The sequence below is a fragment of the Nocardioides sp. LS1 genome (assembly GCF_003865225.1).
Taxonomy (GTDB): Bacteria; Actinomycetota; Actinomycetes; order Propionibacteriales; family Nocardioidaceae; genus Nocardioides; species Nocardioides ginsengisegetis.
This window is the reverse complement of the sequence record NZ_BIFF01000002.1, coordinates 1,569,432-1,582,317: the sequence shown is the minus strand read 5'-3', so window position 1 is coordinate 1,582,317 and position 12,886 is coordinate 1,569,432. Positions and strand designations below refer to the sequence as shown.

Sequence of the window (12,886 nt, the reverse complement as noted above, 5' to 3'; positions counted from 1 at the left end):
TTGGATTCTGGGGCAGGGGGTTGGTCACGAGAGTTCTCCGATCACGGCTTCGACGGACGACAGGACGGCGCCCGAGCGGACCAGCTCGACGGCGGCCTCGATCTCGGGCGAGAGGTGGCGGTCGGGGCCGGGGCCCTGGATGCCCGACTCCCGCAGGAGGCGGACGACGGCGGCGGTGGCCGGCGACGGCTCCAGCGGAGCGCGCAGGTCGAGGGCGCGGGCAGCGGTGAGCACCTCGATCGCGACCACGCGGGTCAGGCCGTCGACCGAGCGGCGCAGCTTGCGCGCGGCCGACCAGCCCATCGAGACGTGGTCCTCCTGCATCGCGCTGGAGGGGATCGAGTCGACCGAGGCCGGAACGGCGAGGCGCTTGAGCTCGGAGACGATCGCGGCCTGGGTGTACTGCGCGATCATGTGGCCGCTGTCGACGCCCGGGTCGTCGGCGAGGAACGGCGGCAGCCCGTGGTTGCGGGCCTTGTCCAGGAACCGGTCGGTACGTCGCTCGCTGATCGAGGCGACGTCGGCGGCGACGATGGCGAGGAAGTCCAGGACGTAGGCGACCGGGGCGCCGTGGAAGTTGCCGTTGGACTCCACGCGGCCCTCCTCCGCCAGGACCACCGGGTTGTCGACGGCACTCGCCAGCTCGCGGCCGGCCACCTGCGCGGCGTGCTCGACGGTGTCGCGGGCGGCGCCGTGCACCTGCGGCGAGCAGCGCAGCGAGTAGGCGTCCTGGACGCGGTTGCAGTCGGGGCCGCGGTGGGAGGCGACGACGCCGGAGTCGGCGAGGACGCGGGTCAGGTTGGCCGCCGAGAGCGCCTGGCCGGGGTGCGGCCGGATCGCCTGCAGCTCGGGCGCGAAGACCCGGTCGGTGCCGAGCTGGCCCTCGACCGACATGGCGGCCGAGACGTCGGCCGTGCGCAGCAGCATCCGCAGGTCGTGGATCGCCATGACCAGCATCCCGAGCATCCCGTCGGTGCCGTTGATGAGCGCGAGGCCCTCCTTGGCCTCGAGCTCGACCGGGGTGAGCCCGGCGGCGGCCAGCGCGTCGGCCGCGGGCATCAGCACACCGTCGGCGTCGCGGACGTCCCCCTCGCCCATCAGGGCCAGCGCGCAGTGGGACAGCGGCGCGAGGTCGCCCGAGCAGCCCAGCGAGCCGTACTCGCGCACGACCGGGGTGATCCCGTGCGACAGCAGCCCGGCGAGCAGCTGCGCGGTCTCGACCCGGACGCCCGTGTGGCCGGTGGCGAGCGTGGAGAGGCGCAGCAGCATCAGTCCGCGGGTCACCTCGCGCTCGACCTCGGGTCCGGAGCCGGCGGCGTGCGAGCGGACCAGCGACTTCTGCAGCTGGGCGCGCATCTCGGTCGGGATGTGCCGGGTGGCGAGGGCGCCGAACCCCGTCGAGATGCCGTACGCCGGGGTGGCGGCCGACGCGAGCACCTCGACCACCTCGCGTGCCCGGGCCAGGGCGGTCAACGCCTCCTCGGTCAGCTCGACGGGAGCGCCGCCGCGGGCGACGGCGACGACGTCGTCGAGGGACACGGGGCCGACACCGACGGCCACGGGGCGGGTGCGCAGATCAGGAACGGACATGCCCCCATCCAACGCCCGGGACCGGTCGCCCACCAGAGCGGGACACGGCGCACCCGTCTCGGATCCCAGACTCGTCGCCGCGCGACCCCGCCGGTTTCTTTACCTTCCGGGACGTGTTCCGGCTCACACGATGGGTAAAAGACAGGTGAAGGCCTGGAGGCAGTACGGGGGGCGACCAGGGTCGCAAACGCCAACAGGCCCGGGCGCTGAACCGTCTCGGGCTGCTCACACGGGGAGAGCACAAGCATGCGCACACCACTCATCGCAGGATCCGTCCTTGCCCTCATGACGGCCGGCGCCGTCACCCTGGGCACCACCACCGCACAAGGCATGGGGGCCTCGGAGAAGACTCCGACGCAGTTCGCCCTCGGAGGATCGGGGTTCGGGAGCCGGGGCGAGGGCGGCGACGTCCCCGCCGGGACCGACACCACCGCCTACCAGGTCATCGGCTGCAACAACAGGGCCGGACTCAACCGCGAGAACCACCTCGAGGACACGACCGTCCCCGGGCTGGGCACCATGCACAACATCACCACCACCGTTTGGACGACCACGTCCGGCGGCACCGTGGCGTCGAACTCGCGCAACAGCATCGAGCAGCTCACCATCGGGGACCCCTCGGCAGGCGCCCTCGAGCTGCACGCCGTGAGGTCCGACTCTCGCGCCTTCCACGACGGCAGCGGCTACCACTCCACCACCGTCACCCACGTCGGCTCGCTGACGTTCACGCCGCCGGGCGGCGAGCCGCAGGTGCTCGACCTCCCGACGCCGGACCAGCCGGTCACGGTGCCGGGCCTGGCCACCATCGCGATCGGCGACGCCCGCGAGCTGCACGACGGAGACGGAGCCAAGGCCTCGGCCAACGCCGTCGACATCACGGTGCTGGCCACCGGCTCGCGCTTCCGGATCGCGCACTCCGCGGCCCAGATCGGGGAGGGCGTGCGCTCCGGCCTCTTCCGCGGCTACTCCTCCAGCAGCCGCAACCGCGGCCTGGACGACAACGTGACGACCGGGAAGACGTCGTACCTCCTCATGCCCTGCCAGGGCACCGGCGGCGACCTGCGCCGGAAGTCGATCGCTCACTCGACGCCTCGCTCCGACATCGAGATCCGCAACGCGGCCAGCCGCGAGTCGGGCACGCAGAACGCCTCCACCGCGAGCGGGTTCGAGCAGGGCTCCATCTCCCGGATCGCCATCGGCGGCGACCTGCTCGTCAAGGCCATCGTCGGCCGGGTCAACGTCAAGCGCGTCGGTGACAAGGTGATCCGCTCCATCGACGGCACCAGCATCGGCACGATCATCGCCAACGGTGAGCCGCAGACGTTCCCCGACACCGACGTGCTGGAGATCCCCGGTGTGGCGCGCCTGGAGCGCAACATCGTGAAGAAGACGCCGAACGGCATGTCCGTGATCTCGCTGCGGATCACCCTGCTCGACGGCACCGGCGCTGTCTTGAACCTCGGCCTCGCACGGCTCGAGATCCTCGACAGCGGCAACTGACCGACACGCTCGGTCAGCCTCCCCCGGGGGTGGCGGGTGACCACGGTCACCCGTCACCCGCGGAGCCCGCAGGCGTTGTCCTCGTGGGAGCGCGACACCAACGTCGCCGTCATGCCATGCCACACCACGGGCCCACGGCCCACTCCGGGAGAAATCACCACATGCGCACACGACTCGTCCTGCCGTCCCTCGTCGCCCTGCTGTCCGCGGGCCTCGTCGCCTCGCCGAACCTGGACGCCCAGGCCGCCGACGGCGCCAGCCAGGCCGCGCGGACGCCCACGGCGTTCGCGATGAAGACCTCCGGCTTCGGCACCCGCGTCCAGGGCGGCCAGGTGCCCGCGAGCTCCGACACCACCGGGTACGACGTCATCAGCTGCACCAACGAGGCCGGACGCGACCACCGCAACTACGAGGCCTCGGTGACCCTGCCGGGCGCCGGGCTCGCCGAGGGCGTCAAGACCCACGCGTGGACGGCCACCGGCCAGGACGGCGCGCGTGTGTCCTCCAACACCGTGCACGACGTGGCCCGGGTGACCCTGGCCCAGACGGGCGCGGGCAAGCTCGTGCTCACCGCGATCCACTCGAAGTCCTCCGCCGTGCACGACGCGACCGGCTTCCACACCATCACCTCGACCACCATCGGTGGCGTCTCGCTGGTCAGCCCGGGCATGCCGGCGCAGTCCTTCCCGGTCCCCACCCCCGGCCAGCCGCTCACGATCCCCGGCGTCGCCACCGTCGCGGTCGGCACCTCCCACGAGTCGACCACCGACCACGCCGCGCACGCGACCGCCAACGCCGCCGACGTGCACCTCCTGGTCTCCGGCACGCGCGTCCGCATCGCGCACAGCGCGGCGCACCTCTACGACGGCGTCATCCACGGCATCTTCAAGGGCAACGCCAACGCCACCCGGGCCACCGGCGTGGCCGACAACGTCCGCAGCGGCCCGACCCCGCTCCAGTACGTCCCCTGCCAGGGCACCGCCGGCGACGCCCGGAGCAAGTCGATCGCCAGCCTCGACCTCGGCGGCAACATCGCCGTCCAGGGCCTCAGCACCAAGGTGATGGGCAAGCAGACCGCCGACAAGACGACCGGCTTCGCCTCGGGCCGCGTCGCCTCGTTCAACCTCGGCGACGGCCAGCTCGTCATCACCGGCATCGTCGGCCGGGTCAACGTCGACCGGCTCGCGGGCGGTCGCCTGATCCGCACGCTGGCGGGCACGACGATCGGCAGCATCACCTCCAACGGTGACCCGCAGAGCTTCCCCGACACCGGCGTCCTCACCATCCCCGGCGTCGCGAAGGTCGAGCGCTCGCTGTCGGAGATGAAGCCCAACGGGCTCGCCGTCACCGCCGTGCGCATCACGCTGCTCGACGGCTCCGGCGCCGTGATCAACCTCGGCCAGGCGCAGCTCAAGATCAAGCCCAGCGGCCGCTGACCCCTCCTGCCTGATGGCCCATCTCACGGGCCATCAGGCAAGACGCGGCGTCGTACGTCGATCGCCGCGGCGTTGACTGGGTGGCATGACCACCACGAGGGACACCGTGGCGCGTCGGGTGCCGGACGTCGGGACCGCGCGGCGCTGGTCGATGCTCGGCGCGAGCACGCTCGCCCAGGCGGCGGCCGCGGTGATGGTGCACGGCCCCGCGTTCCTGATCCCGGTGCTGCACGCCCGGCTCGGCCTGAGCCTGGCCGAGGCCGGACTCGTGGCGGCAGCGCCCACGGTCGGCGTGATGCTGGCCCTGGTGGCGTGGGGGCTCGTGTCCGACCTGCGAGGTGAGCGCTTCGTGCTCGTCTCCGGCCTGGCGCTGACCACCCTCGCCGGCGTGGCCAGCACGCTGACCGACCGGCTGCCTCTGCTGGTGCTCACCCTCCTGCTCGCCGGTGCCAGCGCGGCCAGCACCAACGCCGCCAGCGGGCGGGTCGTGGTCGGCTGGTTCCCGGCCGGACGGCGCGGGCTCGCCATGGGCGTGCGGCAGATGGCCCAGCCCGTCGGGGTCGGCGTGGCCGCGCTGTCGATGGCCGTGGTCGCCGACGGTCACGGCGTCCAGGCGGCCCTGTGGGTGCCGACCGTCGCGTGCGGCCTCGCCACGGTGGTCGTGGCCCTGGTCGTGGTGGACCCGCCGCGGCCCGAGGCCGCCGCCGGCATCGCTCCCAACCCCTACCGTCGCGACGGCTACCTCACCCGCATCCACGGCGTCTCGGTCCTGCTCGTGGTCCCGCAGTTCCTGGTGTGGACGTTCGCGCTGGTCTGGCTGGTGCAGGACCGGCACTGGTCGGCTGCCGGGGCCGGCTCGGTCGTGGCCGCCTCCCAGCTGGCCGGGGCCGTCGGCCGGATCGCCGCCGGACACCTCTCCGACGTGGTCGGCAGCCGGATGCGTCCGCTGCGCTGGGTGGCCGCCGCGGCCGGCACCACCATGGCGCTGCTGGGCCTGGCGGCCGGGGCCGGCTGGGCCGTGGCCGTCGCCCTGATGGTGCTGGCGACCGTCCTCACGGTGGCCGACAACGGGCTCGCCTTCACCGCGGTCGCGGAACGGGCCGGCCCGTTCTGGTCGGGCCGGGCGCTGGGCATCCAGAACACCGCGCAGTTCCTCGCGGCGAGCGCCGTACCCCCGCTGGCGGGGCTGGCCGTCGCGGCGTTCGGCTACTCCGCCACCTTCGCCCTGGGCGCTCTCTTCGCCCTCGCGGCGCTGCCGCTGGTGCCGGTCGCGGCCGAGCGCGAGCTCTCCTGAGGCGTGAGCCGGCCGGGATCGGGTACGACGCAGGCATGTCGACCACCACCGTCATCATCGTCGTCCTGCTCGTCGTCGTGCTGGGCATCGCCCTGGCGGCCGTCGCGGTCATGAACCGCAAGCGCCGCGCCGAGCAGGACCGCGCCGCCGCCGAGCAGCTCCGCATCGAAGCGGTCGGGACCCACGGCACGGCCGTCGCCGAGTCGGAGCAGCAGGCGCAGGAGGCCGAGGCGCGTGCCGAGCTCGCCCGCGCCGAGGCCGAGCGCGCCGAGCGCGCCGCCGCCGAGGCCCGCCTCGGCCGGCATGTGGAGGAGGCGCGCCAGGAGGACGTCCTCCGGACCGCCGACCGTGTCGACCCCGACGTCGACCACCGCGCCGACGACTACCGGCCGGGCGCCACGAGCTAGTCGCTCGCTAGCCCTTCCGGGCAGCCAGCACGCAGAACTCGTTGCCGGACGGGTCGGCGAAGTGGCGCCAGGGCAGGTCTCCCCACGCGAAGTGGAGCTCGCGCCCGCCCCGGTCCGCGATCCCGCTCGCGACCGCCTCGGCGTCGTCGTCCGACTCCAGCCGCAGGTCGAGGTGGGTCGGGTTCTTGGCGTCCGTCTTGGGCTGCTCCTCCGGCACCAGCGCGAGCACCGGCCCGCGGCCGGACGGGTGCCGGAGACCGCGCACCTCGCTGCCCGCGACCGGCGTCCAGCCGGTCAGCCACTCCCAGAAGGCCAGGTCCCGCGCGGGGTCGGCAGACTCCAGCCGCAGCGCCGTGAGCTCCCCGTCCCGGACGTCGAGGTGGAGCCGGGGTGTCCCCGTCGGCTCGTCCGGCACCCGCTGGAAGCACAGGTCCAGCTCGGGACCGCCGGGCACCGCGAGGCGGGTCTCGAACCCCGCCTCCTCGTCGGTCAGCGTCTCGGTGCCGAGCTCGGCCTCCCAGGCCCGGCCGGTGGTCTGCGGATCGGTGGCGTCGAAGACGACGTTCTCGAAGTACACGGCCTCACCCTAGGACGCTCGGCCCGGACCCACCCGGAGGGCACGGCGCGGGCACTAGCCTCGGGCCCATGAGCCAGGTGCCCGCCGCGACCCGCACCTTGAGGGTCCTCCGGTTCCTGGCCAGCCAGCCCGACCCTGTGCCCCTGGACCGGATCATGCGGGCCTGCGACCTGCCGCGCTCCACGGCGTACCACCTGCTGCGCGCCATGGTCGAGGAGGGCTTCGTCGTGCACCTGGTCGAGGAGCACCGCTACGGCCTCGGGCTCGCGGCCTTCGAGGTGGGCAGCGGCTACGCCCGGCAGGAGCCGCTCCAGCGGATCGCCCGCCGGCCGCTCGCCGACCTCGTCGACCGGGTCCACCAGTCCGCGCACCTCGCGGTGCTGCACGGCCGCGACGTCCTCTACGTCCTGGAGGAGCGTGCGCCCGGACGGCCGCCGCTCGTCACCGACGTGGGGGTGCGGCTCCCGGCCCAGCTCACGGCCAGCGGCCGGGCGATCCTGGCCGCGCTGCCCGCCCCGCAGGTGCGGGCGCTCTACTCCTCGCCGCGGGACTTCGTGGACCGGCACGGGCTCGGCCCCCGCACGCTCAGCAGCCTGCGCACGCTGCTGTCGGAGACCCGGCAGCGCGGCTATGCGACCGAGGACGGCGAGGTCACGCCGGGTCTCGCCAGCGTCGCCGCCGCGGTGCTCGACCACAACGGGCACCCCGTCGCCGGGGTCGCGGTGACCTACCCCGTCGCCGACGGCGAGCCGGCCCGGATGGTCGGGCACGTGCGGCGCACCGCCGCCGGCCTCACCCGCCGGATCGGGGGGACGCCGGACTGACCGGCGCCTCACCGCCGAGCCGGAAGCCCGCCCACAGGCGTCCGCCGGCCAGGTCGAGGACCTCGTCGGCCACGACGACCAGCGGACCCGGGTCGCCGTCCAGTGCGGCCCGCAGGGCGGCCAGCAGTCGCGGGGCGTACGTCGATCCCGCGGCGTCGTCGTGCGCCTCGAGCTCGCGGACCAGCCACTTGCCGGTGCCCGACCACCGGCCCTCGACCGCCAGCAGCAGCTCGGTCGCCTCGCGCCACACCTCCACCGCCACCGCGGCCATGATCGCGGGCGGGCCGCCGCCGACGAGGTCGTCGAGCAGGTCGGTGAGCATGTAGCGGGCCAGCTCGAGCGCGGATCCCTCCAGCGCGGGCGGCCCCGCCGCGACCGCGGCGGTGCACTCCGCGACCAGGGCCGCCCCCGACCCGTCGACGTCCAGGAGCATCTCGCCGCCGGAGACGAGCCGCGCCATGGTCGGCCGGCGCCGGTCGCGGTCCTGGGCGACGTAGTGCCGGACCGAGTCGGGGGTGTGCACGAACAGCTCGACCGGCCACCCGTCGTACTGCAAGGACTCGCGGTGGGCACCGCCCGACGCCTGCAGCACGGTGATGTCGAGGTCCGACGTCGACGTCGCGCCGCCCAGCACCACGCTGCCGGACAGCCAGGCCGCGGTCGCCTCGGGGAAGCGCTCGGCCACCAGGCGGCGTGCGGACTCGAGGGCGTGCTCGCGGGACGTCACCGGAGCAACCTAGACAGCGCCGGCGACGCGTGCCACCTTCGCGAGGGTGACGTCGCGGTCCCCCGCTCGTTGAACGGTCCACGCAGCCACGCGGGAAGGAACCACCGTGCGCCGAAACTCCCCCCAGCACCCCGATCGACGGCCCGTGCGCCGACTCCTCTGGTCGGGCACCCTCGCCGCCGTCCTGGTGGCGTCGGCCGTCGCGATCCCCTCCTACGGGAGCCGCGGCGGGACCCTCCTCGCGAAGTACGACGCGACCAAGGCGGCCGTGCTCGAGGCGCTGCCGCACACCGACCCGCCGGGGGCCGCGCCGCACAACCACAACGACCCCACCACCAAGAACTCCCTCTCCCGCGCGAGCGACACGGGTCCGGAGACGCAGGACCCGACGACCGCCGCGGAGAAGAAGGCCAACGCGGCCTACGTCGCGGCCGAGCGGCAGACCGCCGACCCCCGGCTGACGACCACGCCGGTCATGGCGCCGCGCGCCCTCCACCCGGAGACCCGCTACGCGATGGCCAACGGCTGCTACACCCTCACCCCCGGCGGTGAGCCGCTCTTCTTCAAGCCGACGAAGCTCGGCACCTACCTCCTCTACGACAAGGCGCGGAAGTTCGTGAGCGCCGCCGGCGGCAAGGCCGACGCGCCCAGCACGGACACCGAGTGGAAGGCCGTCCAGCACGGTGACCGGATCACCTTCACCAGCGGCCAGACCACGCTGAAGCAGGGCGGCACGTCCGACTTCCTGCTGACCCGCACCACCGGCTGCACGGCCTACCCGGAGGCGCAGATCGACATCGACGGCGACCCGACCGCGGGCGTCACGCCGTACCAGGAGGTGCGGGGGTACGTCGACGCGCACACCCACGGCATGGCCTTCGAGTTCCTCGGCGGCGACGTCCACTGCGGCAAGCCCTGGGACAAGTACGGCGCGCCGTACGCCCTGGTCGACTGCCCCGACCACACCTACACCGGCGGCTACGGCTCGGTGCTCGAGGCGGCCCTGTCCGGTCGGCCCAGCCACGACCCGATCGGCTGGCCGACGTTCAAGGACTGGCCGGCGCCGGAGTCGCTGACCCACGAGGGCACCTACTACCGCTGGCTGGAGCGCTCGTGGCGCGGCGGCCAGCGCATCTTCGTCAACCTGCTGGTCGAGAACAACCAGCTGTGCCAGATCTACCCGATCAAGCACAACTCCTGCGACGACATGGACTCCATCCGCCTCCAGGCGAAGGACATGTACAAGATGCAGGACTACATCGACGCCCAGTTCGGTGGTCCCGGCAAGGGCTTCTACCGGATCGTCACCAACCCCTTCCAGGCTCGCAAGGTCATCAACGCCGGGAAGATGGCGGTGATCATGGGCATCGAGACGAGCCGCCCGTTCGGGTGCACCTACAAGCACCTGCCCGGTGGCGACGTCCCGGCCTGCGACATCGCCTCCATCGACAAGCAGCTCGACCAGGTCCGTGCCATGGGCGTGCGCCAGATGGAGCTGGTCAACAAGTTCGACAACGCGCTGTCCGGCATCGCCGGTGACAACGGCGAGGTCGGCGCGGTCGTGAACTCCGCCAACTTCATGGAGACCGGCTCCTACTGGGACATGCAGCACTGCGAGCCCGCCGACCCCGAGGCCCACGACCACAACCAGGTCGCCGCGCCGGACATCTCGGCCGGCCAGCAGGACGCGCTGTTCGGGGCCGTGGGCGAGCTGTTCGGGTCGCTCAACCTGGGCGCGCTGCCGATCTACCCGCCGCCGGACCACTGCAACAGCCGCGGCCTGACCACGCTCGGCGAGCACACCATCAAGGCCCTCGCCCAGCGCCACATGATCTTCGACCCCGACCACATGAGCGTGAAGGCCCGCAACTCGGCACTCGACGAGATCGAGGCCATGAAGTACCCCGGCATCGTGTCGTCGCACTCCTGGTCCACCCCGGACGCCTACCCGCGGATCTACAAGGCGGGCGGCTTCATCACGCCGTACGCCGGCGACTCCACCGGCTTCGTGGACAAGTGGCGCGCGCACGTCGGCTGGGCGGACAAGCGCTACTACTGGGGCATCGGCTACGGCGCGGACATGAACGGCCTCGGCGCCCAGGGCAACCCGCGCGGGACCGACGTCGCCAACCCGGTCACCTACCCCTTCACCGGGATGGGCGGCGTGACCGTCCGGCAGCAGCACGCAGGCAAGCGGGTCTACGACATCAACGCCGACGGCGTCGCGCAGTACGGCCTCTACCCCGACTGGATCCAGGACCTGACCAAGGTCGCCGACGCCAGCAAGCCGGGTGACGGCGCGGCCATCCTCGAGGACATGTCCCGCGGCGCGGAGGCCTACCTGCAGATGTGGGAGCGGGCCACGGGCATCGCTCCGGACTCCTGCCGCAACCCCGAGCTGCGCCAGCCGGTGCGCGTCGTCGAGGGCCGCATCCACGACGGCATGTCGACCCGCGCCGTCATGGAGGCCGTCGGCCAGCCGTTCACCCGGCTCGGCGACCACTACACGTTCTGCGCCCGGACCGGCCAGGACGACGACGTACGCATGCAGGTGACGTTCGACCGGGCGGGTGAGGTGACCGCGCTGCGGCGGGTGGGCTGACCACACCCCATCGGGTGAGCGGAGAGGGGTGCCGCTGCCTCACCTTTGTGCACTGCATGTTCCTGCACGCCAGTTCCTCTTGTGGCGGGGGTGAGGTCCGGATGGAATCCGCTCACCCCCCAGTCGGACCGCAACATCTCCGGCGCCCCCACCACACCCCCAGGGAGCTCGTGCATGAAGCCCACGCTGGCTTCTGCCCTCGCCCTCGGCTGCGTCTCCGCAGCCCTGGTCGCGACGGCAGGCAATTCTCAGGCAGCCGACACCACCCACGACGTCCGTGGCGACAGCATCGCCTCGGCCCGCAGCAACGCCGAGCAGTACGCCGGGGTCGGCCGCGGCCAGGACCTCCGGGTCAAGGACACCGTCCTCGACAAGGACGGCGGCAGCCACGTCCGCTTCACCCGCACCTTCCGCGGCCTCGAGGTCGTCGGCGGTGACTTCGTGGTCCACCAGGCGCAGGGGGGCCGCTTCGAGTCCGTCAGCGGCTCCAAGCTCACGCAGGGGCTCCACCTCGCGACCACGCCCACCGTCTCGGCCCAGCGCGCCGCGACCAAGGCGGCCCACGCGGTCGACTTCGCCGGCCGCAAGTCCAGCCCGGAGCTGGTCGTCCTCGCGGCGCACCGCGCCCCGGCGCTGGCCTGGCGCGTCGACGTCACCGGTCGCAACGCCGACGGCTCCCCCGCCGGCGAGTACGTCTTCGTCGACGCCCGCAAGGGCGGCGTCCTGGCCAGCTGGCCCTCGGTCCTCGAGGACACCGGCACCGGCACCGGCCTGTTCACCGGCACCGTGCCGCTGGAGACGACCCTCACGGGCGGCCAGTACACGATGGTCGACGCCAGCCGCGGCGGCACCGCGACGTACAACGGCCCCTACGGCACCAGCACCCCGCTGTTCACCGACGCCGACAATGTCTGGGGCAACGGCTCCACGAGCAGCGCCCAGACCGCCGGCGTGGACGCGCACTACGGCATCGCGAAGACCTGGGACTTCTACAAGAACACCTACGGCCGCAACGGCATCGCCAACGACGGCAAGGGCGCACGCTCCTTCGTCCACGACGGCGCCTACGTCAACGCGTCGTGGAGCGACTCGTGCTTCTGCATGCGCTACGGCGACGGCGACGCGACGACCTACCCGCTGGTCGCGCTGGACGTGGCCGGCCACGAGATGAGCCACGGCGTCACGAGCCGCACCGCCGGCCTGACCTACCGCGGTGAGTCGGGCGGCCTGAACGAGGCCAACTCCGACATCTTCGGCACCATGGTCGAGTGGTACGCCAACATGGCCGGGGACACCCCCGACTACGTCATCGGCGAGCAGATCTACCGCGCCTACAACCCGGCGACCAACTACATCCGCCGCATGGACAAGCCGTCGATGGACGGCGGCAGCCAGGACTGCTGGAGCACCGCGACCAAGCGCGTCGACGTGCACTACTCCTCGGGTCCCGCCAACCACTACTTCTACCTGCTGTCCGAGGGCAGCGGCGCGAAGACGATCAACGGCATCGCCTACAACAGCCCGACCTGCAACGGCTCCACGATCACCGGCATCGGTCGCGACGCCGCCGCCAAGATCTGGTACCGCGCCCTGACGGTCTACATGACCTCCAACACCAACTACGCCGGTGCCCGCGTCGCGAACGTCAACGCGGCCACGGACCTGTACGGCGCCACCTCGACCCAGGTCGCGGCGGTCAAGGCTGCCTGGTCGGCGGTCTCGGTCAACTGAACCGCCCCAGCACCGCTGACGGCGGCCGGTCCTCGGGGGCCGGCCGCCGTCGGCGTTCCCGGGTGACGAACGCGGCGTGCCACGCGAAGTTACCTGCCGGTAGGATCTGTCTCACAGAGGTCCACCGCTGACGCAGAACCCGTGGCAGCCCTAGGCTCGCGACACGCGTGCCGGACCGGCGTGCCCGCCCCGACGAGG

Annotated in this window: 10 protein-coding genes; 7 read left to right on the top strand and 3 right to left on the bottom strand. The window is 72.7% G+C overall.

The genetic code is table 11. The features are described from left to right. Positions 1-24: 24 nt before the first annotated feature. Positions 25-1,590 (bottom strand): histidine ammonia-lyase, encoded by a 1,566-nt coding sequence (hutH, locus tag EJF31_RS12325; RefSeq protein WP_125037319.1) that lies wholly within the window; start codon positions 1,588-1,590, stop codon positions 25-27. A gap of 246 nt (positions 1,591-1,836) precedes the next feature. Between hutH and EJF31_RS12320 the strand changes: the two genes are divergently transcribed. From EJF31_RS12320 to EJF31_RS12305, 4 genes are all read left to right on the top strand, one after another. After that, on the top strand, positions 1,837-3,090 hold the full coding sequence (locus EJF31_RS12320) for a choice-of-anchor P family protein (protein ID WP_125037318.1): 1,254 nt from the start codon (positions 1,837-1,839) through the stop codon (positions 3,088-3,090). 161 nt (positions 3,091-3,251) lie between these two features. Beyond that, a complete protein-coding gene (locus tag EJF31_RS12315) occupies positions 3,252-4,526 on the top strand; it encodes a choice-of-anchor P family protein (protein ID WP_125037317.1) in 1,275 nt (424 codons plus the stop codon). A gap of 85 nt (positions 4,527-4,611) precedes the next feature. Continuing rightward, entirely contained in the window at positions 4,612-5,820 is a 1,209-nt protein-coding gene (locus EJF31_RS12310; protein WP_125037316.1) for an MFS transporter, read from the top strand. Between the two features lie 35 nt (positions 5,821-5,855). Continuing rightward, the gene (locus EJF31_RS12305; RefSeq protein ID WP_125037315.1) at positions 5,856-6,227 is read left to right on the top strand and encodes a hypothetical protein; all 372 of its coding nucleotides are present in this window, start codon (positions 5,856-5,858) and stop codon (positions 6,225-6,227) included. A 7-nt stretch (positions 6,228-6,234) separates the two neighbouring features. Here the strand turns inward: EJF31_RS12305 and EJF31_RS12300 are convergent, their stop codons facing one another. After that, positions 6,235-6,804, bottom strand: a complete 570-nt coding sequence (locus EJF31_RS12300) for a VOC family protein (protein WP_125037314.1) — start codon at positions 6,802-6,804, stop codon at positions 6,235-6,237. A 68-nt stretch (positions 6,805-6,872) separates the two neighbouring features. Here EJF31_RS12300 and EJF31_RS12295 point away from each other — a divergent pair, with 68 nt between their 5' ends. Further along, positions 6,873-7,628, top strand: coding sequence for an IclR family transcriptional regulator (locus EJF31_RS12295; RefSeq protein ID WP_125037313.1), 756 nt, complete (start codon positions 6,873-6,875; stop codon positions 7,626-7,628). On the opposite strand, the gene EJF31_RS12290 is transcribed toward EJF31_RS12295, so the two are convergent. Further along, the gene (locus EJF31_RS12290) at positions 7,597-8,355 is read right to left on the bottom strand and encodes a nucleotidyltransferase domain-containing protein (RefSeq protein ID WP_125037312.1); all 759 of its coding nucleotides are present in this window, start codon (positions 8,353-8,355) and stop codon (positions 7,597-7,599) included. The two genes, EJF31_RS12295 and EJF31_RS12290, sit on opposite strands and share 32 nt — an antisense overlap. Positions 8,356-8,500: 145 nt before the next feature. Here EJF31_RS12290 and EJF31_RS12285 point away from each other — a divergent pair, with 145 nt between their 5' ends. Both EJF31_RS12285 and EJF31_RS12280 read left to right on the top strand, forming a co-directional pair. Beyond that, on the top strand, positions 8,501-10,957 hold the full coding sequence (locus EJF31_RS12285; protein ID WP_125037311.1) for a hypothetical protein: 2,457 nt from the start codon (positions 8,501-8,503) through the stop codon (positions 10,955-10,957). Between the two features lie 174 nt (positions 10,958-11,131). Further along, positions 11,132-12,688, top strand: a complete 1,557-nt coding sequence (locus EJF31_RS12280) for a M4 family metallopeptidase (RefSeq protein WP_125037310.1) — start codon at positions 11,132-11,134, stop codon at positions 12,686-12,688. The last annotated feature ends 198 nt before the right edge of the window (positions 12,689-12,886 follow it).

Coding starts and splice junctions, on each gene's coding strand:
- EJF31_RS12305 (WP_125037315.1), top strand. CDS start 5,856: ATGTCGACCACCACCGTCATCATCGTCGTCCTGCTCGTCGTCGTGCTG.
- EJF31_RS12320 (WP_125037318.1), top strand. CDS start 1,837: ATGCGCACACCACTCATCGCAGGATCCGTCCTTGCCCTCATGACGGCC.
- hutH (WP_125037319.1), bottom strand. CDS start 1,590: ATGTCCGTTCCTGATCTGCGCACCCGCCCCGTGGCCGTCGGTGTCGGC.
- EJF31_RS12310 (WP_125037316.1), top strand. CDS start 4,612: ATGACCACCACGAGGGACACCGTGGCGCGTCGGGTGCCGGACGTCGGG.
- EJF31_RS12280 (WP_125037310.1), top strand. CDS start 11,132: ATGAAGCCCACGCTGGCTTCTGCCCTCGCCCTCGGCTGCGTCTCCGCA.
- EJF31_RS12315 (WP_125037317.1), top strand. CDS start 3,252: ATGCGCACACGACTCGTCCTGCCGTCCCTCGTCGCCCTGCTGTCCGCG.
- EJF31_RS12295 (WP_125037313.1), top strand. CDS start 6,873: ATGAGCCAGGTGCCCGCCGCGACCCGCACCTTGAGGGTCCTCCGGTTC.